Origin of the sequence: Mesorhizobium sp. Mes31 (assembly GCF_024519675.1) — a bacterium.
Taxonomy (GTDB): domain Bacteria; phylum Pseudomonadota; class Alphaproteobacteria; order Rhizobiales; family Rhizobiaceae; genus Mesorhizobium.
Window position 1 is genome coordinate 57,885 of the sequence record NZ_JALJRL010000018.1, and the last position, 21,264, is coordinate 79,148.

At 64.0% G+C, this 21,264-nt stretch carries 21 protein-coding genes; 20 read left to right on the top strand and 1 reads right to left on the bottom strand.

Annotated elements, in window-relative coordinates; genetic code table 11:
• Positions 1-13: 13 nt before the first annotated feature.
• The 5 genes from NR193_RS25690 to NR193_RS25710 are packed head-to-tail and all read left to right on the top strand — an operon-like array spanning position 14 to position 4,789.
• Positions 14-1,639, top strand: a complete 1,626-nt coding sequence (locus tag NR193_RS25690) for an FAD-binding protein (RefSeq protein ID WP_256753547.1) — start codon at positions 14-16, stop codon at positions 1,637-1,639.
• The gene (locus NR193_RS25695) at positions 1,636-1,962 is read left to right on the top strand and encodes a ferredoxin family protein (RefSeq protein ID WP_256753548.1); all 327 of its coding nucleotides are present in this window, start codon (positions 1,636-1,638) and stop codon (positions 1,960-1,962) included. The genes NR193_RS25690 and NR193_RS25695 overlap by 4 nt, the downstream gene beginning before the upstream one ends.
• Before the next feature lie 17 nt (positions 1,963-1,979).
• Positions 1,980-2,816, top strand: coding sequence for an ABC transporter ATP-binding protein (locus NR193_RS25700; protein WP_256753549.1), 837 nt, complete (start codon positions 1,980-1,982; stop codon positions 2,814-2,816).
• A 12-nt stretch (positions 2,817-2,828) separates the two neighbouring features.
• Entirely contained in the window at positions 2,829-3,734 is a 906-nt protein-coding gene (locus NR193_RS25705) for an ABC transporter permease (protein ID WP_256753550.1), read from the top strand.
• A gap of 35 nt (positions 3,735-3,769) precedes the next feature.
• Positions 3,770-4,789: an aliphatic sulfonate ABC transporter substrate-binding protein gene (locus NR193_RS25710; protein ID WP_256753551.1), complete on the top strand. Its 1,020-nt coding sequence runs from the start codon at positions 3,770-3,772 to the stop codon at positions 4,787-4,789.
• A gap of 47 nt (positions 4,790-4,836) precedes the next feature.
• Here NR193_RS25710 and NR193_RS25715 read toward each other — a convergent pair whose 3' ends face one another.
• Positions 4,837-5,865, bottom strand: a complete 1,029-nt coding sequence (locus tag NR193_RS25715) for a LacI family DNA-binding transcriptional regulator (RefSeq protein ID WP_256753552.1) — start codon at positions 5,863-5,865, stop codon at positions 4,837-4,839.
• Between the two features lie 335 nt (positions 5,866-6,200).
• Between NR193_RS25715 and NR193_RS25720 the strand changes: the two genes are divergently transcribed.
• The 15 genes from NR193_RS25720 to purU all read left to right on the top strand — a co-directional run bounded on the left by NR193_RS25720 (position 6,201) and on the right by purU (position 21,253).
• Positions 6,201-7,814: an extracellular solute-binding protein gene (locus tag NR193_RS25720; RefSeq protein WP_256753553.1), complete on the top strand. Its 1,614-nt coding sequence runs from the start codon at positions 6,201-6,203 to the stop codon at positions 7,812-7,814.
• Positions 7,815-7,896: 82 nt separating this feature from the next.
• A complete protein-coding gene (locus NR193_RS25725) occupies positions 7,897-8,757 on the top strand; it encodes a carbohydrate ABC transporter permease (RefSeq protein WP_256753554.1) in 861 nt (286 codons plus the stop codon).
• Entirely contained in the window at positions 8,754-9,731 is a 978-nt protein-coding gene (locus NR193_RS25730) for a carbohydrate ABC transporter permease (RefSeq protein ID WP_256753555.1), read from the top strand. The genes NR193_RS25725 and NR193_RS25730 overlap by 4 nt, the downstream gene beginning before the upstream one ends.
• Positions 9,728-10,819 carry an ABC transporter ATP-binding protein gene (locus tag NR193_RS25735; RefSeq protein WP_256753556.1) on the top strand — a complete coding sequence of 364 codons (1,092 nt, stop codon included), beginning with the start codon at positions 9,728-9,730 and terminating at the stop codon, positions 10,817-10,819. Before NR193_RS25730 ends, NR193_RS25735 begins: the two co-directional genes overlap by 4 nt.
• Before the next feature lie 3 nt (positions 10,820-10,822).
• Positions 10,823-11,899 (top strand): ABC transporter ATP-binding protein, encoded by a 1,077-nt coding sequence (locus tag NR193_RS25740; protein WP_256753557.1) that lies wholly within the window; start codon positions 10,823-10,825, stop codon positions 11,897-11,899.
• A gap of 35 nt (positions 11,900-11,934) precedes the next feature.
• Positions 11,935-13,020 carry a Gfo/Idh/MocA family protein gene (locus NR193_RS25745; protein WP_256753558.1) on the top strand — a complete coding sequence of 362 codons (1,086 nt, stop codon included), beginning with the start codon at positions 11,935-11,937 and terminating at the stop codon, positions 13,018-13,020.
• Positions 13,021-13,074: 54 nt separating this feature from the next.
• Positions 13,075-13,989 carry a sugar phosphate isomerase/epimerase gene (locus NR193_RS25750; RefSeq protein ID WP_256753559.1) on the top strand — a complete coding sequence of 305 codons (915 nt, stop codon included), beginning with the start codon at positions 13,075-13,077 and terminating at the stop codon, positions 13,987-13,989.
• A gap of 55 nt (positions 13,990-14,044) precedes the next feature.
• Positions 14,045-14,989, top strand: coding sequence for a substrate-binding domain-containing protein (locus tag NR193_RS25755; protein ID WP_256753560.1), 945 nt, complete (start codon positions 14,045-14,047; stop codon positions 14,987-14,989).
• Between the two features lie 45 nt (positions 14,990-15,034).
• Positions 15,035-16,054, top strand: a complete 1,020-nt coding sequence (locus tag NR193_RS25760; RefSeq protein WP_375162741.1) for an ABC transporter permease — start codon at positions 15,035-15,037, stop codon at positions 16,052-16,054.
• The gene (locus NR193_RS25765) at positions 16,051-16,833 is read left to right on the top strand and encodes an ATP-binding cassette domain-containing protein (RefSeq protein WP_375162742.1); all 783 of its coding nucleotides are present in this window, start codon (positions 16,051-16,053) and stop codon (positions 16,831-16,833) included. Before NR193_RS25760 ends, NR193_RS25765 begins: the two co-directional genes overlap by 4 nt.
• Positions 16,834-16,849: 16 nt before the next feature.
• Positions 16,850-18,031: an aldose 1-epimerase family protein gene (locus NR193_RS25770; protein WP_256753563.1), complete on the top strand. Its 1,182-nt coding sequence runs from the start codon at positions 16,850-16,852 to the stop codon at positions 18,029-18,031.
• Between the two features lie 73 nt (positions 18,032-18,104).
• On the top strand, positions 18,105-19,187 hold the full coding sequence (locus NR193_RS25775; RefSeq protein ID WP_256753564.1) for a fatty acid desaturase family protein: 1,083 nt from the start codon (positions 18,105-18,107) through the stop codon (positions 19,185-19,187).
• 39 nt (positions 19,188-19,226) lie between these two features.
• Positions 19,227-19,541 (top strand): MocE family 2Fe-2S type ferredoxin, encoded by a 315-nt coding sequence (locus tag NR193_RS25780; RefSeq protein WP_256753565.1) that lies wholly within the window; start codon positions 19,227-19,229, stop codon positions 19,539-19,541.
• Between the two features lie 33 nt (positions 19,542-19,574).
• Positions 19,575-20,375, top strand: coding sequence for a 3-methyl-2-oxobutanoate hydroxymethyltransferase (locus tag NR193_RS25785; RefSeq protein WP_256753566.1), 801 nt, complete (start codon positions 19,575-19,577; stop codon positions 20,373-20,375).
• The gene (gene purU / locus NR193_RS25790; protein ID WP_256753567.1) at positions 20,372-21,253 is read left to right on the top strand and encodes a formyltetrahydrofolate deformylase; all 882 of its coding nucleotides are present in this window, start codon (positions 20,372-20,374) and stop codon (positions 21,251-21,253) included. The genes NR193_RS25785 and purU overlap by 4 nt, the downstream gene beginning before the upstream one ends.
• Positions 21,254-21,264 lie beyond the last annotated feature (11 nt).

The following is a 21,264-nucleotide window of genomic DNA, read 5'->3' on the forward strand; positions in this document are numbered from 1 at the left end:
TCGCCGAGTAACCATGCCCAAGCCACAACGATCCGCCTCCGACAGGCTGCACCTCCAGGCCGACGTGCTGGTGCTGGGCGGCGGTCCGTCGGCTGCCTGGGCGGCTGTTGCCGCGGCCGAGAGCGGCGCCAAGGTGGTGCTGGCCGACAAGGGCTATCTCGGCACCAGCGGCGCCACTGCGCCGTCCAACACCGGCACCTGGTGCGTGCCGCCGGGCGACAACAGGCATGCCGTGGTCGAGCGGCGCTGGCAGCGCACTGGCGAACTCGCCGACCCGCGCTGGATGCTGCGCTGCGTCGACACCGCTTACCGCAATCTGCTCCGGCTTTCGGAATGGGGATATCCCTTCCCGAGCGAGGATGACGGGCGGCTCTACATCGCCAATCTGCGCGGGCCCGACTACATGCGTTTCATGCGCCGCCGGGTGCTTCTGGCCGGCGTCACCGTGCTTGACCACCATCCGGCGCTCGAACTCCTGTCCGATGGCGATGCCATCGTTGGCGCCGCCGGCGTGGCCAGACAGGTTGGCCACGATTGGCACGTCGATGCCAATGCGGTGGTGCTGGCGACCGGCGGCTGCGCCTTCCGCGAGCGCATCCTTGGCGGCACCGGGTTGACCGGCGACGGCTACCTGATGGCGGCGGAAGCCGGCGCCAGCCTTTCGGGCATGGAGTTCACCGGCAAGTATACGCTGGCGCCTTACGGCTCCTCGCTGAACAAGGGGCTGCCGTTCCGCTGGGCGTCGTTCCATCGCGAGGATGGTTCGCCGATCCTCGGGCCGACCGGCGAACCGTTGCGCAACGGCATCGGCGACCGCGAGGAAGAAGTGGCGCGCGCGCTGATCGATGGTCCGGTCTATGCGCGGCTCGACCAAGCCGAGCCGGCGCTGCAGGGCTGGCTGCGCCAAGGCCAGCCGAACTGCTTCGTGCCCTATGACCGCGCCGGCATCGATCCGTTCACCGAGCTGTTCCGCATCACCCTGCGCGCCGAGGGCACGGTGCGCGGTACCGGCGGCATCGACATCGTCTCCGACGATTGCGCCACCGGCGTCCCCGGTCTCTATGTCGCTGGTGACGCCGCCAGCCGCGAGATCATGACCGGTGCCGTATCGGGCGGCGGCGCCGTCAATTCGTCCTGGGCGCTGGCCAGCGGCTGGTGGGCAGGCAAGGGCGCCTCTACCCACGCCAGACGCCGGTCCGGCAAGGCATTCCGCAGCGCGGTGCAGTCGCTTGGCCAGGCCGGCTTGAGGCCGGCGGCGTCGCCTCGCGCCGACATCGCCGCAGGCGAGGTCATCGCTGCGGTTCGCAGCGAGGTGACGCCGCTCGACAAGAATTTCTTCCGCAGCGGCGCGGGGCTCGAGAAAAGCCGGGAGCGGCTGGACAGTGTCTGGCGCGATGTGCGCGACCATCTGCAGAGCGAGGGGCTGGACCGGGTCCGCACGCGCGAGGCAGCGTCGATCGCCGCCGCCGGGCGCTGGTCGGTGGCCGCAGCCCTGAACCGCACCGAGAGCCGCGGCATGCATCGCCGCACCGACCTGCCCGGCAAGAGCCCGGCGCTGGCGCACCGGCTGGTGATCACCGGCGTCGACGAGTTCCGCATCGCCGGGGCACCCGAGCGGCTGGCGGAGTTGGCCTCATGATCGAGATCGTCTCGGCCACGCGCTGCGTCGAATGCGACATCTGCGTCAAGGTATGCCCGACCAACGTGTTCGACGCGACCGAGCACGGCGTGCCTGTCATTGCCCGCCAGGACGACTGCCAGACCTGCTTCCTCTGCGAGATCTACTGCCCGACCGATGCGCTCTATGTCGCCGAGTTCGCCGAAGGGCCGACCGGCATCAGCGAGGCGGAGGTCGAGGCGCGCCTTCTGTTCGGCAGCTACGCCCGCGAACTCGGCTGGAAGCGCGGCAAGGCCGGCGGCTCGGAGTTCGACCCCACTCACCGCATCCGCGTGGCGCAGTGAACCGATCGGAGACGGATATGGACCGCATCGTCGTCAGCGACATCAGCAAGACCTTCCAGCTCAAGCCGGGACAGTTCGTCACCGTCGACGGCGAGGCGACCGATCGCGTCACCGTGCTCGACGGCGTCGACCTTTCGATCCGCAAGGGCGAGTTCATCACGCTGGTCGGTCCGAGCGGCTCGGGCAAGTCCGTTCTGCTCGACATCATCGGCGGGCTGACGCAGGCGACTGGCGGCGACGTCCAGCTCGACGGCAGGCGCATCACAAAGCCCGATCCAAAGACCGGCTACGTCTTCCAGCAATATGCGCTGTTTCCCTGGCGCACGGCGCTCGCCAACATCGAATATGCGCTGGAAGTGCGGGGCGTCGCCAAGGCCGAGCGTACGGCCACCGCCCGTCATCTGTTATCGCTGTTCGGCCTAGCCGGTTTCGAGGACCGTTTCCCCAACCAGCTTTCCGGCGGCATGCAGCAGCGCGTGGCGATCGCGCGTGCGCTGGCCAGCAATCCGGAAGTGCTTTTGATGGACGAGCCGTTTGCCGCACTCGACCAGCAGACGCGCGAACTCCTGCAAGGCGAGTTGCTCAGGATCTGGGGCAAGATCAAGACGACGGTCATCTTCGTCACCCATTCGATCGACGAGGCGATCTTCCTCGCCGACCGGGTGGTGGTGATGACGGCGCGCCCGGGCGCGGTGAAGGAGATCATCGATATCGACCTGTCACGACCGCGCAACGGCGACATCCGCGCCAGCACCGCCTTCAACGATTATCGCGCCCGCGTCTGGGATGTGCTCCGCGACGAGGTCAACAAGGCACAGAAGGACTGGACGCTGTCACCAGCCTTCAGCCATTGAGGAGCTAGACCCATGGCCTATCTGACCGAAAAGTTTGGTCCCGCCATCGGCGTTCGCAGCATCGCCGGCGAGGTCGCGGTTCCGGCAAAGGTTCCTACAATCAAGGCGCGCAGTGCTGTTGCGGGCGCGAAGCCCAGGAGGAAACGGGCGCATGCCGGCACCTTTCTCTATGGCCTGCCGCTGCTCGGCCTGTTCTTTCTGCTCTGGGAGATCGCGCCGCGACTCGGCTGGCTCAACCGCATCTTCTTTCCGCCGCTGAGCGAGGTGCTGGTCGCCTGGTGGGATATGCTCGCCTCGGGGGTGCTGATCGAGCACATCGGCATCAGCCTGCAGCGCGCGGCCATCGGCTTCGCGCTCGGCGTGGTGGTGGCCATTCCGCTCGGCCTGCTGATGGGGCGCTATTCGCTGTTCGAGAAGGTCAGCGATCTCCTGGTGCAGACGCTGCGCAACACCTCGCAATTCGCGCTGCTGCCGGTGTTCATCCTGCTGCTCGGCATCGGCGAGGGATCGAAGGTGGCGATCACCTTCTATTCCTCGGTCTTTTTTCTCCTCGTCAACACGATCAGCGGCGTCAAGTCGGTCGATCCGCTGCTGATCAAGGCGGCGCGCTCGATGGGCACGTCCGACTTCGATCTGTTCAGAAAAGTCATCCTGCCGGCCAGCATTCCCTCGATCGTCGCCGGCGCGCGGCTCGCGGTGAAATCCTCGTTGTTCGCGGTGATCGGCGCCGAGATGCTGGCGGCCAAATCAGGGCTCGGTTTTCTCATCCAGAACTCGCAGCTGATGATGGAAACGGCGGATATGTATGCCGGAATTTTGACGCTCACCGTCATCGGGCTGACCGTCAACTACCTGCTCGTCTGGTTCGAACGCTGGGCGACCGCCTGGAAGGGCCAGTCCGAGTCTTCGCTCATCTAAGCCACCCATTCATTCCAATCAGGAAGGATTTTCCCATGCCTAGCATTCGATTCGACGGATTTCGCCGACTGCTCCTGAAGGGTGCCATTGCCGTCGTCGTCGGCCTCGGCGGCATGCCGGCTTTCGCGCAGGACAAGCCCGATGTCATCCGCATCGGCAGCACGGCGCCCGGGCACCTCAAATTCATCCTTGCGCAGAAGGATGGCTGGTGGGAGAAGGAATTCGCCAAGGACGGCATCAAGGTCGAGCTGGTGACGTTCAATGGCGGTTCGGAAGCGACGACGGCGCTGGCCACCGGCGCCATAGAGTTCACCTACACCGGCAACAATCCAGCGTTGCGCGTCGCGGCGTCTGGCGCCGACGTCAAGCTGATTGGCCTGTCGAGCTATGTGAAGACCGGCGGCTCCTACATCGTCGTCAAGACCGACTCGCCGCTGAAGACGCTGCAGGATCTGAAGGGCAAGAAGGTCGCCTACCTCACCGGCACCGTGCGGCATTCGAACTTCAGCAAGGCGCTGAACAGCGTCGGCCTGACGACGAACGATGTCGAGGGGCTGAACCTGCCTTTCGAGGCATCCGGCCCGGCATTGCTGCGCGGCGATATCGACGCCATTGTCGAGACGGACTCGACCGCCGCCAAGCTGGTCGATACCGGCGAGGCCCGCGTGCTGTTCGATACCGGCACCCATCCGGAATGGAACGTGCCCAACGTCATCTCGGTCAACGGCGCCTTCGCGGCGAAGTACCCAGACCTGGTCAAGCGGCTGCTGAAGGTCGATATCGAGATTTCACGCTGGGCCGACGCGCATCCCGAGGAGACGATCAAGACCTTTGTCGAGGCGACCAAGTCGTCGGAAAAATCCGTCCGCAAGACCTATGCCGACGGCGTGTTCCACCAGGACCCGAAACTCACCGACGATGCGGTCGCCGCATTGCAGGGCGAGGAAAAGTTCATGGCCGGTGCCGGGCTGTTGAAGGGATCGATCGACTACCGCAAATGGGTCGACAGGAGCTTTGTCGACACCGCCGCCGCGGAAGTCGCTGCCGTCCAGTAGACCGGAAGCATCGAGCGGGGCGGGCGCTTGAAGGGCTGCCCCGCCCATCAAATCTCCGGAATGTTCTCCTTGAAGATCACCTGCAGCCTTGGCTGGTGCAATTCGTAGGGCAGTCCCCTGACCGCATGGGTCAAGGTGTTGAGTGCCTCGCGCGCCTCGACGCGCGGGTTCTGGTCGATGACCGCGTCGAGCGTGCCGTCGAGCAGAAGGTCCTTGGTGCCTTCAGTCACCTCATGGCCGAGGAAGACCATGGACTGGGCGCGGCCGCGCTCCTTGAGCGCGCGGGCGATGCCGGTGTTGCCGGCGCCGACATTGTAGATCGCGGCAAGGTCAGGGTGCCGTTCCAGAAGGGCGGACGCTTCCGAATAGGCCTTTTCGCGGTCGTCGAGCATTTCGCGCATCTCGACGATCTGCAGATTGGGCGATTCCTCGGTCAGGATATGGCGGAACCCCATCTCGCGTTCTTCGTGGCCGCGATAGGAAAGCGAGCCGGCGAACAGCGCCACCTTGCCCGGGCGCCCTGATCCCATGAAGCGGTTGAGCAGATAGCCGGCGAGGCGGCCGGCGGCGCGGTTGTCGATGCCGATATAGGCGACCCTCGGCACATGCAGGATGTCGGAGGCTATGGTCACCACCTTGATGTCGTTGGCCGACAATGAGCGGATCGCCTCGCGCACCGTTGGATGGTCGAGCGCGATGACACCGACGCCTTGCGTCTGTCCGCGCAGGTCCTGCAGCAAACGAGCGAGCCGATCGGGATTGAAGCCCTCTATGGTGGCGATGTGCACATCGAGATCGGGGCGCGCAAGGGCCTGCGCCTCGATGTGGCGGTGCAGCATCTTGATGAAGGAATTGGTGCCGGCGGGCAGCGCGAAATCGAGCCGGATGATGTCGCCTGGCAAGGGCCTGGGCGGCGCCCCGTTCGAGCCCTCGGCGATGTAGCCAAGCCGCTGCGCCATTTCGAGCACGATTTCACGCGTGCGCGCCCGAACGCCGGGGCGGTTGTTGAGCACACGGTCGACCGTGGCGGGCGAGACACCAGCTTCCCGGGCTATGTCAGTCAGGGTGGACCGCACCGTCTTTCATCTCCTGCATGCGTCAGGTCGCCTGGCGACGGCTTCCGTGCCATCCGCGATTCTGATGGGAAATGATGTATCCGGCCTTGGCCGATGTGCAAGCTGCACGGCTAAATCAATTCCTCCGACAGGAATGAGCGGGGTTTGGAAGGGGAGTTTCCCATCAAATCGAGGCATCAGGAGTGGCGTGTGGACCGCGGTACGATGCATTTCCTCGCCTTCTTGCAATGTTGTGAGGTGTTTTGATTATTTATGATGTTGACAGCCTTACCGTGCTGCCGTCAATATCCCTCATAGGGTCGTGGAGGAAACGTGGCCCTGAGGGAGGAGTTCCAATGTCCAATTTGATCCGCATGTCGCGGCGCCGCTTGTTGGCGTCCGGAGGAAAGGCGGCCGTCATCATGGCTGCCGCAGGCATTGCACCAAGATTCATTCGTCCCAGCCGCGCCTATGCGGCGGACGCGCTGGCGCCAGGCATGATCGGCGGCCCGACGGGCTTCGACGGAGCCGAGCGCTACCAGTACGGCGCCGACACACCGGAAGGCCGCGCCATCGAGGCCGCCAAGGCGTTGAAGGGCGCCGGCAAGGCACCAGCCAAGATCGTGCTCGGTCTTTCGGATGGCTCGATCGGCCAGCTTACGCAGCCTTTCCCGGCCGGCGCGCCATCGATCAAGGATCTGTGGGAAAAGGAGACCGGCATTCCGATCGAAATCGTCGGTCTGCCGAACGGCCAGGAATTCACCAAGACGATGCAGGACATCTCCACCAAGGGTGGGGCCTACGACATCTATTCGACCGAATGGAACCGCCTCGGCGACCTCGCCGAGACCGGCGGCATCGCCAAGCTCGACGACTTTGTCGCGCAATACAAGCCGGAATGGGACGATCCCAAGACCGGCTATGTCGACGGCGCCAAGGGCGTGTCGCTGCTCAACAAATACCGCGGCTCGAACTATGGCGTGTCGCTCGACGGCGACTTCCAGACCTGGGTCTACCGCACCGACCTGTTCGGCGACGAAGCCGAGAAGAAGGCCTTCAAGGACAAGTACGGCTACGATCTGGCGCCACCGAAGACCTGGAAGCAGCACGGCGACATCGCCGCCTTCTTCCAGCGCCCGGACAAGGGCCTGTTCGGCTCGACCGACCTGCGCAACCAGGGCTGGGGCTACACCAACTGGTATCAGCGCTACGTCTCCATGGCTTCGCCCAACCAGTTCCTGTTTGGCGATGACGGCAAGCCGCTGATCAATTCGGAGCACGGCATCGCCGCGACCGACGAATATGTCGCGTCGCTCGCGCACCATTCGCCGGACGCGATCTCGTGGGGCTGGCCGGAGCAGTATGGCAATTTCGCCAAGGGCGGGGCGGCGATGACCTGCGCCTTCTCCAACCTGCCGAAGTTCCTCGACAATGCCGGCAACAAGGATTCAGCCGTCACCGGCAAGATCGGATCGATGTTGCCGCCCGGCCGCGAGATCGACGGCAAGCTGATCAGCCGTTCGGTGCTGTGGTTCTCACTGACCGGCATGGTCTCGTCGCAGTCGAAAAACCAGGAGGTCGCCTATCTCCTGCTGCAATGGCTGGGCTCCGCCCGCATCTACGCCTGGATGAGCGCCAATCCCGGCGGCTATCTGGATCCATTCCGGCTTTCGGATTTCTCCGATCCGCTGGTGCGCCAGACCTACCATGCCTACCACATGGACATTGTGCGCGAGACGGTCGCCCGCACGGTGCCGACCATCAACTATCCCGGCGCCACCGCCTTCCACAACGCGCTCGACGAAAACCTCATGGCCTCGCTGACCAAGGCCAAGACATCAGAGCAGGCCATGGCCGACACCGAGACCGAGTGGAAGAAGATCGCCAGGCGCATCGGCGAGGACAAGCTTCTCGAAGCCATCAAGACCAACAAGGAGGCCTGGCCGACCGTTCTCGATCCGATCAGCTGATCCGTCTCCCTGGATCAGAGCCGGAGGGGAGGAGCACCTGCGCTTCCCCTCCGCAACCGACGCCACCAGCAAAAGCAGCCAGATGAAGCGTTCCGTCCCCTTCGAGATATTCCGCTACGCCGCGATCCTCGCGGCGATGGCGGTGACGCTGGTGCCGATCCTGTGGATGGTGTCGATGGCCTTCAAGCCGATCGCCGAATGGTCGGCGACCGGGGCCGACCTGACATGGTGGCCGAAGAACCCGACGCTCAGCAATTTCCGCTTCGTCTTCGGCGAGTCGACCAACAATTTGATCGTCGCACTCGACCGCACGGCGCTGAAGCCAATCCTCTCGTCGCTGCTGTCGGCGGTGTTCGGCACGGCGATCGCCATGTCGGCTGGCACGGCCGCGGCTTACGGGCTGTCGCGCTTCGGCTCCGGCCAGAACCTGCCGCTGGCGCTGATCCAGCTCAGGCTGTTTCCGCCAATGGCGGTGATGATCCCGGTGATGATCATGTGGTCGTTCCTCAATTTCACCGACAGCTGGTGGGGGCTGTCGCTGATCTACGGTATCGTCACCTTGCCGTTCGCCTTCTGGCTGATGAAGACCTTCTTCGACGACATGCCGCGCGAGATCGAGGAGGCGGCCTTGGTCGAGGGCTGTTCGCGGCTGCGCGTCTTCACCCGCATCACGCTGCCTATGATGCGGGCGCCGCTGGCCAGTGCAGCCCTGTTCGTCTTCATCCTCAACTGGTCGGACTATCTGATCGCGCTGCTTTTGACGACGCGCGAATGGGTGACGATCCCCGTCTACATGGCCTCGCTGTCGTCCTCGATGACCGGACAGCTCTACGGCGCCAAGGCAGCGCTCGGCCTGATCGCCGCCGTGCCGCCCGTCATCATGGGCATCGCCATCCAACGCCATCTGGTGCGCGGGCTGACCTTCGGGGCGCTCAAGCAATGAGCGCGGTGACCGGGACGATTTCGGAGGACGCCCCCACTTTGGAAGACAATGGGAAAACCGTCCAGGCAAGACCGGCTCCGCGCGACGAGGGGGCAAGGCTCGGCTTTCGCCTGACGCTGCCGGCGCAGGTCCTCGTCCTGTTCATCTCGGCCTTCCCGCTGCTGATGCAGCTCTACATCAGCGTCACCGACTGGTCGCCGCTGTCGGGCCTCGGCTGGTGGAACGCCTGGTCGCTGTGGAACAGTTTTGCCAACTACACCGACCTTGCCGCCGACGCACGCTTCTGGAGCGCGCTGAAGCGCACGGCCATCGTCATGGTCGTCTGCGTGCCGGCGGAATTCCTGCTTGGCCTGGCGCTGGCGACGCTGTTTGCAGACGATTTTCCGGGCAAGCGCATCTTCTATTCGATCCTGCTGATGCCGATGATGGTGGTGCCAGCGGTGGCCGGCTACATGTTCTTCATGCTGTTCCAGTCGGGCGGCCCGGTGAACGACATCCTGTCGTCGCTCACCGGTTCTCCCGTGACCATCGCCTGGCTGTCGGACCCGACGCTGGCGCTGATCGCCGTCATGGTCGCCGACATCTGGCAATGGACACCGTTGATGTTCCTCATCCTGCTTGCCGGCCTGGTCGGCGTGCCGGAAGACCAGATCAAGGCGGCGACGCTGCTCGGCGCCAATCCCTGGCAACGCTTCGTCACCATCGTGCTGCCGAAGATGAAGACGATCATCATCATCGCGCTGGCGATCAGGGTGATCGAGAACTTCAAGATCTTCGACACGCTCTACATCATGACCGGTGGCGGCCCCGGCGTCGCCACCGAGACCATCTCCGTCTACATCTACAAGCTCACCACGCAGGACCTGATCTGGGGCTATGTGGCGGCGATCGCGCTGGCCATACTGATCGTGCTGTCCATCGTCGCCGTGTTCGCGATGAAACGCATGGCGCGGGCAAGGCAGGTGCCGGCATGAGCGCGATCCACCTGCAGAACCTGGTCAAGAAATTCGGCGATTTCACCGCGCTGAAGACGATGGATCTGGCCATCGCCGACGGCGAGTTCATGGCGCTGCTCGGGCCGTCGGGCTGCGGCAAGTCGACGACGATGAACATGATCGCCGGCATGGAGGAGCCGACCGGCGGCAGGATCCTGTTCGGCGAACGCGACATGGCCGGCGTGCCGATGGGTCGGCGCGGCGTCGGCTTCGTCTTCCAGAACTATGCCATCTTTACCCATATGACGGTGCGCCAGAACCTCGCCTACGGACCGAGGATGCGGGGCGCGGCGAAAGCCGAAATCGACCGCCGTGTCGGCGCCATCGCCGAAATGTTGCAGCTGACGCCGCTTCTCGACCGCAAGGCCGACCGGCTGTCGGTCAACATCTTGCAGCGTGTGGCGATCGGCCGTTCGGCGATCATGGAGCCGGCGATCTTCCTGCTCGATGAGCCGCTCTCCAATGTCGATGCCGCCTTCCGGGCTGTGATGCGCACCGAGCTGAAACAGTTGCAGCGCCAGTTCCGCCAGACCATGGTCTACGTCACCCATGACCAGCTCGAGGCGATGACCATGGCCGACCGCATCGCGGTCATGGACCATGGCGTACTGCAACAGGTCGGCACGCCGCTCGAGGTCTACAACGATCCGGCCAATGTCTTCGTCGCGCGCTTCATCGGCGCGCCGGGGATGAATCTTCTCAAGGGCAGGCCGGCGGAGAGCGACCGGGGACTGGTCGTCGATCTCGGACCCCTGGGCATCACGCCGCCGCTGCCGGGCGAACTCGCTGCCGCATTGCGTGGCGCGCGGGGCGACGTGCTTTACGGATTTCGGCCGGAACAGGCCTCACTGGTGCAACATGGGCAAGGCCTCGCCATGCAAGTCAGCTTCGTTGAACGGATCGGTGCACGCACCATCGTTCATCTCGGCCAGGGCGAGGCTGCTGTGAAGACGGTGTTCGACAATGACGTCGGACTGGCGATCGGCGACATCGCCATCGTCGCACCCGCCGCGTCGTCGGTGCGTATCTTCGATGCGGCTACCGGCGTTGCGATGAAGGCAGGCTGAGACATGGCTGACATCGTCTTTCGCAATGTGACCAAGCGCTACGGCGGCACGCTCGCCGTGGACGACGCCTCGTTCACGGTCAACGACAACGAGTTCTTCTGCTTCTTCGGTCCGCCGCTGTCGGGCAAGTCGACAATCCTGCGCCTGGTGCTCGGGCTGGAGACACCTGATACCGGCGACATCCTGATCGGCGGCAAGCTGGTCAACACGGTGTCGCCGGCCGAGCGCAACGTCGCGATGGTGTTCCAGAACCTGGCGCTGTTCCCGCATATGAGTGCACTCGACAATGTGCGCTTCCCCCTGGTCGAACGCGGGGTCGCCGAGGCCGCGATCGGCAAGCGGGTCGCCGACGTCGCGGCGAAGCTGCATATCGGCCATATCCTGCACAAGCCGCCGGCGCAGCTTTCGGGCGGCGAGCGGCAGCGCGTGGCGATCGCGCGCGCGCTGGTGCGCGATCCCAATGCGTATCTGATGGACGATCCGATCTCGGCGCTCGACGCCAGGCTGCGCGAGGAGACCCGGGTCGAACTGAAGCGCATCCAGCGCGAACTCGGCAAGACGCTGATCTATGTCACGCACGATCAGGAAGAGGCGATGTCGGTCGCCGACCGCATTGCCATCCTGGAGCATGGCAGGATCAGGCAGATCGGCGCTCCGGCCGAAATCTACGACCGCCCGGCCAGCACCTATGTGGCGCGGTTGCTCGGCTCGCCGATGATGAACATATTGAAATCGGCGCGCGGCGAGGGTGGCGTCGAGGCCGCCGAAGGCACGATCCGCATTGCCGACAAGGCGGCTCCCGCCGATACCGTCGAGATCGGGCTCAGGCCGGAAGACATCAAGGTCAGACCGTGGGCGGACGGGGGCAGGGCGGACGAGGCGTCAAGCCGTCCGGCGCGGGTGTTCGAGGTCGAGCCGCTCGGCGGCTACACCGTGGTGACGCTCGAAGCCGGACAGGCGCGGCTGAAGGCGCTGTTGCGCGGCCAGCCCGACATCAGGCCCGATGCGATGGTGGCGATATCCTGCGAGCCGGCCAGAGTGCATTATTTCGGACAGGGCGGGGGAGCGCTGGCACGATGATGGCGGCCGCGAGGAAAGAGTTTCGGGAGGATAAGATGGCAGGCAAAGGCTTCGAGCCGGACGTCAAGGTCCGCACAAAAGAATACAGGATCGGCTGCGTCGGCGCCGGCATGATCATGGCCGAGTGCCATCTCGCCGCCTACAGGCAAGCCGGGTTCCCGGTGGTGGCGATCGCCTCGCGCACCAAGGCGAATGCACAGAAGGTGGCCACGCGCTGGGGCATCCCGACCGTCCACGACACGCCGGAGCAGTTGATCGAGGACACCAATGTCGAGATCATCGACCTCGCCTTTCCGCCCGACCAGCAGCCGGCGCTGATCCGCCATGCGCTGAAGCAGAAGCACATCAAGGCGATCCTGGCGCAGAAGCCATTGGCGCTTTCGGTCGAGGAAGCGGTCAAGCTGCGTGACGAGGCGGCAAAGGCCGGCAAGATCCTCTCCGTCAACCAGAACATGCGCTACGACCAGTCGATGCGCGTGCTGAAGCAGATCATCGACAGCGGCGCGCTCGGCGACATTGTCTTCGCGCAGATCGACATGCACGCCATCCCGCACTGGCAGGTCTTCCTCGAGGATTACGACCGGCTGACGCTCGCCAACATGAGCGTGCACCACCTCGATGTGCTGCGCTTCCTGTTCGGCGACCCGGATGAAATCACGACGCTGACGCGCAAGGATCCGCGCACGAAATTCGACCATTCCGACGGCATCACCGTCTCGACGCTGCGGTTCCCGTCCGGCGTGCTCGCCGTGTCGCTGGAGGATGTGTGGTCCGGCCCGCGCCAGGACGGCTACAAGGACGACCAGCACATCAACTGGCGGGTCGATGGCACCAAGGGCGTCGCCAAGGGCACGATCGGCTGGCCGACGGGTTCCGCCTCGACGCTGACCTACGCCTCGACCGAGACCACCGGCGGCAAATGGGTCAGCCCGAGCTGGGACACGATGTGGTTCCCGCATGCCTTCATTGGCGTGATGGAGCAGCTCCAGCACGCGGTGAAGACCGGCACACCGCCGGCGCTGTCGGTCGCCGACAACGTCAAGACCATGGCGCTTGTGGAGGCGGGCTACCGCTCGATTGACGAGGGCCGCACGGTCAGGCTTTCCGAAATCGCCATCTGATCACCGCAGCTGAAAACCAGACAACTGAATCGCTTACAGGGAGGAATTCACACCATGATGCAGGCAGGTATTTTCACGGGCTATTTCCCGTACGGTCTCGAAGAGACGGCGAAGAAGATCCGCGGGCTAGGTTTCAACACGGTGCAGCTCGACCTTCATTTCAAGGATGTCGACCTGTCGGCAGGCCAGATCACCAAGGACAAGGCAAAGAAGGTCCGCGACGTCTTCCGCGACAACAACCTGCCGGTCTGCTGCGTGTCGGGCTATACCAACATCATTCATCCCGACAAGGCGGAGCGCGACAAGCGCGTCGGCTATCTCAAGGAAATCATCCGCAACGCACGCCATTTCGGCTCGCCTTACGTGATCTCGGAGACCGGCACCTACAACACCGAATCCGACTGGGTGCATCACCCCAAGAACAAGACCGAGGAAGGGTTCGAGGAATGCCGCAAGGTGATCGCCGACCTCGCCCAGACGGCCTATGACCACGGCGCGGTGTTCCTGCTCGAAACCTACGTCAACAACGTCGTCGGTTCGGTCGAGGAGACGGTGAAGATGTTCGCGCAGGTCGACCATCCCGGCCTCGGCCTGTTGATGGATCCGACCAACTATTTCGAGACGCACAACATCGACAAGATGGACCAGATCCTGAACCAGGTGTTCGACACGCTGACCGACAAGATCAAGATTGCGCACGCCAAGGACGTCAAGCGTTCGGGCGGCGACAAGTCCGAGAAGCACGCCGACATCGGCGACGAGGACGCGCTGGAGAGCCACACGTTCCGCGGTGTCGGCGAGATCGAGTTGCCGGCGCCTGGCCTCGGTTCGCTGAACTACGACCTCTATCTCCAGCGGCTGGCGCAGAAGCATCCGAACATCCCCGTCATCATCGAGCATCTGTCGGAAGACGACGTGCCGCGCGCCAAGAAGTTCCTCGACGGGAAGTTCCGCGCCAACGGCCTGTGATGGCCGGTTGCGGCGCCGGCTCACGGCGTCGCGACCCCAAACAAGGGAGGAAGAAATGTTGAAATTTGCATTGAAACTGGCGTCCGCCGCGGCCGTGCTCGCCAGCGTCGCACTGGGTTCGCCGGCGCTGGCGCAGGATGGGCAGAAGACCTTCTACCTGCTGTCGCATGGCGGGCCGTCGGATGCGTTCTGGCTTGACTGGAATGCTGGTGCCACCAAGGCCTGCGATGAGCTCAAGGTGACCTGCAAGATCTCCTTCAGCGGAGGCGACATGGCGGCGCAGAAGGAAGCCTTCAACTCCGCGCTTGCCGCCAAGCCGGACGGCATCGCCACCACGTCGGCGCAGCCCGGCCTGTGGACCGAGGAAGTCAAGGCGGCCAAGGCAGCCGGCATTCCGATCGTCTTCTTCAACACCGACGATCCGGCGACCGGGCGGCAGGCCTATGTCGGAGCCGATCTCAAGGAGGCTGGCGTCATCTGGGCCAAATATCTTGTCGACCACAAGATGGTGAAGCAGGGCGACAAGGTGTTCCTGCCGGTCGAGGTGCCAGGCGCCAGCTACCAGCAGCTGGAGACCGAAGGCATTGCCAGCGTCTTCGATCCGCTCGGCATCAAATACGATGTGGTCGATTGCGGTACCGATCCTGCCGGCATCATCGCCAAGATGACCGACTACATGGTGGCCAACAACCCGCCGGCGATCATCGCGCTCGGCGATTCCGTGGCGGCCAGCATCAAGCGGGTGTTCGACGGCGCCGGCGTGCCGGCCGGCAAGATCCCGGTCGTCGGCTGGGGCAACTCCAAGGAAACCGCGGAAGCCGTCAAGGCCGGCTTCGTCAATGCGGCCGCCTGGCAGTTCCCTTCGGCGCAAGGCTTCATGCCGGTGGCGCTGCTCGGGCTTGCCGCCTCGGGCGAACCGATCGGCTACGACATCCACACCTTCAGCCTCTACGACGCGGCAAGCGTCGAACCGATCCTGAAGCTCTACGACAAGAAGTGAGAAAACCGGCGCCCGCCGCAAACGCGGCGGGCGTCTTTTCCAAGCATGGTCCAAGCAGTCATGACAATTGCCGCAGAAGACGACGCGCCGAGGGTGAGAGGCAGATCGAGCCTGATGCGCTCGCCGCAATTCTCCTCCTTCGTCATCCTCATCATATTGCTGGCGGTGTTCGCTGTCGCCGACGCCAATTTCCTGTCGCCGCTCAACATCTCCAACATGATGGCGTTCCTGCCCGAACTCGGCATCATCGCGCTCGGCATGACGCTGCTTCTGACGGCAGGCGAGTTCGACCTGTCCGTCGGCGCCGTGTTCGGACTGGCGCCGGTCGTCGTCATGCTTCTGGTGCAGAATGGCGAAGCGGGCATCGGCGTGGCGCTCTTGGCCGGGCTTCTGCTGTGCGTGGCGATCGGGGCGATCAACGGGCTGATCGTCACCAAGATCGGCATCTCCTCCTTCCTGGTCACGCTGTCGATGCTGCTCGTCGTGCGCGGGGCGGCGCTCTACATCACGCAAGGGTTTCCACTCAAGTCCTGGGACCAGCCCGACTTTTTCGTCACGCTGCTCGCCGGCAGCTTCAACATCGGCTCGTTCCGGTTCTACACTTCGCTGTGGTGGTTTATCGGCCTGTCGCTGCTGGCGATCTACATCCTGCGCTACGCCAAGCTCGGCAACTGGATCAGCGCCATCGGCAGCAATCGCAACGCGGCGGTGGCGCGCGGCGTGCCGGCCGATGCCGTCAAGATCTGGCTGTTCATCGCGACCTCGGTGCTGGCGGGTCTCGCCGGCATGATCAGCGCCTTCCGGATTTCCGCCGCCTCGCCGGTGGCCGGAACCGGCTACGAACTGGAAGTGATCGCCATGGTGGTGGTCGGCGGTACGGCGCTGACCGGCGGGCGCGGCACCATTCTCGGCACCATTGTCGGTGCACTGATGCTGCGCGCCATCCGCAACGGCATCGTGCTGATCGGGGTGCCGGGCTTAGCCTACAACATCTTCGTCGGCGTCATCATCCTCGCCATGCTCATCCTGCACGCCTTGCTGCAGAAGAACGCCGCAAGGAGCTGACGATGGAAGTGCTTCGGCTGCAGAACCTGCAAAAATCCTTCGGCAGCGTGCGCGCGCTGAAGAACGCCTCCTTCACGCTTGGCGAAGGCGAGGTGGTTGCCTTGCTCGGTGACAATGGCGCCGGCAAATCGACGCTGATCAAGACGATCTCGGGCGTGTTCCCAGCCGACCGCGGCGACATCTATGTGCGCGGCGAGAAGGTTTCGATCCGCTCGACCCGCGATGCGATGGACCTCGGCATCGAAACCATCCATCAGGACACCTCGCTGGCGCCGGATCTCAGCATCGCGCGCAACCTCTTCCTCGGACGCGAGCCGGTCCGTTTCGGATGGCTCGGCGTGTTCGCGCCGCTCGACCTCGCGAAATTACGCAATGCGGCGTCGGAATTGCTCAAGCGCGTCGGCATCTCGAAGAAACTCGACGCCGATGCGCTGGTCTCGACGCTGTCTGGCGGCGAGCGGCAATCGATCGCCATTTCGCGCGCCATGCAGTTCGCCGCCAAGGTCATCATTCTCGACGAGCCCACCAACAATCTCGGCGTCGAGGAAACGCATGGCGTGCTGCGCTTCGTCAAGGAGGTGCGCGACGCCGGTCATTCGGTGCTTCTGATCACCCACAACATCCACCATGTCTTCCAGGTCGCCGACCGCATCATCGTCATGCGCCGTGGCGAGATCGTCGCCGAGCAGACGGTCGCCGATACCGACCTTCTGACGGTGGAAAGCATCATCACCGGCGCCGACATGTCGGCGCTGCTCAAGGAGACGAGAGCGAAGTGAAAGAAGCGGCCGTCACATGGTAGAGCTTTACGGCAAGACGCTTTCGCGCCGGCAGGTCCGGGAACGCTCCGGCATGCTGTCGCAATTCGCCGGCGTGCGGCTGATGACACTCGGCGACGGGGTGGAGCGCGGCATCCGCATGCTGGAGTTCCGCACCGGTTCGGGCCTGCGCTTCACCGCGCTGGCCGACCGTGCGCTCGACATCGCCGATTGCGATTTCAAGGGCCAGGCGATCGGCTGGCATTCGCCGAGCGGCTTCCGCCATCCGGGCCTGCACGACTATGAAGGGGAAGGGGGGCTGGCCTGGGCGCGCTCCTTTTCCGGCCTGCTCGTCACCTGCGGCCTCGACCACATACTGGGCCGGGAAGAAGTGCCGGCCGACAGCTACAATTACCCGGGCAGGAAGACCGTGGTCCATTCGCTGCATGGCCGCGCCGGTACCATTCCGGCACGGCTGACCGGCTATGGCGAGACCTGGGACGGCGACCGCTGCGTGCTGTGGGCCGAAGGCATCGTTCAGCAGTCGGCCGTGTTCGGCGAAGACCTGCATCTCATCCGCCGTATCGAGGCCGATGTCGGCGGCAACGAGATCCGGCTCCTCGACCGTGTCGTCAATCACGGCTTCAGTCGCACGCCGCATATGTATTTCTACCACGTCAATCTCAGCCATCCCCTGCTCGACGAGGGTTCGCGCTATCTGGCGCCGATCCGGGACGTTGTCTGGGCCGGCCATGATGGCGAGTGCTACCGGGCGCAAAAGGTGGGTTACCGCACCGTGCCGGCGCCGCAACTGGGTTTCAGCGAACAGGTCTGGCAGCATGAGATGACGGCCGATGCCAATGGCGAGGTACCGGTTGCGCTGGTCAACGATCGCATCGGCCTTGGCTTCGAAGTGGTGACGCGCAAGGACCAACTGCCTTGCGCCTATCAATGGCAGAATTTCCAGGCGGGCCAGTATGCGTTGGGCATCGAACCTTCGACGCACCATGTTCTGGGCAATCTCGCCGCGCGCGAACGAGACGAGATGATCTGGCTGGAGCATGGCGAAGGCCGCTCCTATGATGCGGTGTTCCGCGTTCTCGACGGCGCGAGCGAAATCGCCGCCTGCGAGCGACGGATCGCGGCGATCGCGACGCAGCCGCAAGAGGATTACCCGGCGCCGTCCGGCAATTTTCCGACCTTGCGGAGCAGGCCGTGATGTCGATGAGGAGCCCATGCCGCGGCAAATGGCAGGTTGTGGATCAGCCTGCCCGATCTACTATCCGGAGGCCATGATGACGAAGCGCGACTACAGCCTGGTTGGGGAAAGCACGCGGATCGCGATCGAAACCGGGCTGGCCTCGGCGGAATGGTATCACACCGATGTCCCGCGCAAGGCGATGAAGGAGCTGATGCAGCGTTCCGACGGCCCGGCGATCCGCGACACGCTGATCTGGATCGTCGCCATATTGGCTTCCGCCGCCGGAATCGTCTGGTTCTGGGGCACGTGGTGGGTCGTGCCGTTCCTGTTCGTCTACGGCGTGCTCTATGGTTCCTCGAGCGACTCGCGCTGGCACGAATGCAGCCACGGCACCGCATTCCGCACACGCTGGATGAACGACGTGGTCTACCAGATTGCCAGCTTCATGCTGATGCGCAATCCCGTGCAATGGCGCTGGAGCCATGCCCGCCACCATACCGATACGATCATCGTCGGCCGCGACGCCGAGATCGCCGTCATGCGTCCGCCAGACCTCCTGAAGGCGGCACTGGCCTTCACCGGCATCCTCGATTTCCGCTATTCGCTGCCGATTTTGGTGCGCCAGGCGTTTGGCAGACTGTCGGATGACGAGAAGAGCTATATTCCCGAGATGGAGCTGGGCAAGGCGGTTGTCGCGGCCCGTTGGCATGTCGCCATCTACATCGCGACGATTGCGCTGGCGCTCTATACGCGCTCGTGGCTGCCGCTGGTGCTGATTGGCCTGCCACGCCTTTACGGTACCTGGCACATGGTGACCACCGGCCTGCTGCAGCATATCGGGCTCGCCGACAATGTCGTCGACCACCGGCTCAACACGCGCACCGTCTACATGAACCCGATCAGCCGGTTCATCTACTGGAACATGAACTATCATGTAGAGCACCACATGTTCCCGATGGTGCCGTATCACGCGCTGCCCAGGTTGCACGAGCTGATCAAGCACGATCTGCCGCAGCCCAACCCGTCGATGTGGCATGCCTATCGAGAAGTCTGGCCGGTCCTGCTCAGGCAGCTGAAATACGAGGACTATTACCTCGAGCGCGAATTGCCGCCGACGGCCAGGCCCTATCGTGGCGAATTCCACAAGGTCGATATGTCGGCGGCCGCCGAATAGTTTGACGGGCCGCACGGGCTGGACCACGAGGAGACGCAAATGGCCGACTGGGTAGAAGCGTGCGCCGTGAGCGACGTCGACGAAGAGGACGTCATCCGCTTCGACCATGGCGGACGAACCTTCGCCATCTATCGCAGCCCGGATGACGAGTTCTTCGCCACCGACGGGTACTGCACGCATGAGAAGGCGCATCTGGCCGACGGCCTGGTGATGGACGACATCATCGAATGCCCCAAGCACAATGGCCGCTTCAACTACAAGACAGGTGCCGCCAAAGGCGCGCCGGTCTGCGTCAATCTCAAGACCTATCCAGTGAAGATCGAAGCTGGCAAGGTCATGATCGATATCGGCTGACCGGCCGCAGCGCGTAACAGAGGGACCCTTTCGATGAGCCGAAAAAGACCGACGGTGGCGGATTTGCGCGCCATGAAGGGCAAACGCCAGCTGACCATGCTGCGCGTGCTGACGATGGACGAGGCCGAGGCCGCCGAGCGGGCAGGGGTCGACATCGTCTCGGTCCCGCCCGAACTGGTGCTCAACCCGCAATATCGCGATGCGGCGCCCAGCCTGTTCACCATGCCGGGCGAGAACTTTTTCGAGATCGGCACCGCTGACGATTTCGTGCGCTGGGCGTTCCGGCTCTACAAGGCGAGCGCCGATGCCGTCTATTGCAGCGCCGGCTACGCCACCATCAAGCGGATGGCGGACGACGCCATCCCGGTCATCGGCCATGTCGGGCTGATCCCGTCGCGCGCCACCTGGACAGGCGGCTTCAAGGCGGTCGGCAAGACCGCCGACACCGCCATGCAGGTCTTCGAGGCGGTCAAGCAACTGGAGGCCGCCGGCGCCATCGGCGCCGAGATCGAAGTGGTGCCGGTCGAGGTGGCGAAAGCGATCTCGGAGCGCACCTCGCTGATCATGCTATCTATGGGGGCGGGCACCGGCTGCGACGCGCAATATCTGTTCGCCGACGATATCCTCGGCCAGAACCGCGGCCACATGCCACGCCATTCCAAGGTCTACCGCAATTTCGCGGCTGAATACGACCGCCTGCAAGGGGAACGCATCGCCGCTTTTTCCGAGTATGTCGCCGACGTCAACAGTCTGGCCTATCCCGAAGAGAAGCATGTGGTGCAAATGGATCCGGCTGAGCTCAGCCTGTTCATGAAGAGGGTCGACGGGGCGTGAAATCTCAAGGCAATGATGCGACGGCCGAGGCAGCGCCGGTATATACTCTGATCCTGTCCTGCGAGGACCGGCCGGGGATCGTCGCCGCGGTCACGGCCGAGCTTGCCGCGAACGGCGCCAACATCGCCGAAAGCAGCCAGTTCTGGGACCGGCAGACCAACCGCTTTTTCATGCGGATCGCCTTCACCAGCCCGCCCGGCTCGAGCAAGGACAGTCTGGAGCGGGCCCTGAAATCAAGCGTCGACCGCTTCGGCATGAAGACCGCGCTGGTCGACCAGGCGCGCCGCCCGAAGATCATCGTCATGGTCTCGAAATTCGACCACGCGCTTCTCCATCTGCTGTACCAGATCAGGGTCGGCTGGCTGAACGCGGAGGTTGCCGCCGTCGTCTCCAACCACGAGGATGCCCGCCGCTTCGCCGAGCTGGAGGGGATCACCTACCACCATTGGCCGACCACGAAGGAAAACAAAGCCGAACAGGAACAAAAGCTTCTGGATCTGGTGCAGCGGACGGGGGCCGAGCTGGTGATCCTGGCGCGCTACATGCAGGTCTTTTCAAAAGGGCTGTCGGACCGGCTGTTCGGACGGGCGATCAACATCCACCATTCCTTCCTGCCGAGCTTCAAGGGCGCCAAGCCGTACCACCAGGCTTTCGATCGCGGCGTCAAGCTGATCGGCGCGACAGCGCATTATGTCACCTCCGACCTCGACGAGGGCCCGATCATCGAGCAGGAAACCGAACGCGTCACCCATGCGATGAGCGCCGAGGATTTCGTCGCCGTCGGGCGCGACATCGAGAGCCGCGTGCTGGCGCGCGCCGTCAAGCTGCATCTCGAAGCACGCGTCATGCTCAACGGCCACAAGACTGTCGTCTTCTGAGCGAAGCCGCG